This is a genomic window from Mesorhizobium sp. M0208, assembly GCF_040322015.1.
GTDB lineage: Bacteria > Pseudomonadota > Alphaproteobacteria > Rhizobiales > Rhizobiaceae > Mesorhizobium.
Map to the genome: position 1 here is coordinate 1 of NZ_JAMYSP010000126.1, position 624 is coordinate 624.

At 61.5% G+C, this 624-nt stretch carries 1 protein-coding gene; it reads right to left on the bottom strand.

The genetic code is table 11. The annotated features are described in order from the left end of the window. Positions 1-53: 53 nt before the first annotated feature. A partial coding sequence (locus NKJ17_RS33945) for an ABC transporter permease (RefSeq protein WP_352692073.1) occupies positions 54-624 on the bottom strand: 571 nt, incomplete at its 5' end.

Below are 624 nucleotides of genomic sequence, written 5' to 3' on the forward strand. Positions count from 1 at the left end.
CAATAGCCAGATGTAGAGGCGGCCGAGCCATTCGAGGACCCGTGTCGTCGCCATCACATAGCCCTCCTCAGCACCGGCGAGGCAACCGCCAGGATGACCAGCACGACGGCCAGCAGGATAAAGGAGAGCGCAGCACCCAGCGGCCAATTGAACACGGCGACGAACTGGTCCTCGATGACAGTGCCGTAAAAGGTGCCGGTACGGCCGCCAAGTATGCGCGGCTCCATGAACGAGCCAACGACCGGGACGAAGATGAGGGCCGCGCCAGCCACCAGCCCCGGCATCGACAGCGGAATGATGACCCGCTTCAGCATCTGCAGCCGCGATGCGCCGAGCGAGCGCCCGGCCTCGATCAGCGAGTCGTCGATGGCCTGTAGGGTCAGGTAGCAGGTCAGCACCATGTAAGGAACGTAGGAGTGCACTAGCCCGATGATGACAGCCGGATAGGAATACATCAGGTCGATATTGATCTTGAACGGCAGCACGGCGTTGAGCGCGGTATCGAGAATGCCCCCTTCGCGCAGCACCATCGCCCAGGAGAAGATGCGCACAAGCCCATTTGACCAGAACGGCAGGATGACGAGCAGGAAAATCGCTTCGCGGCTACGGCCTTTCAGCACCTTG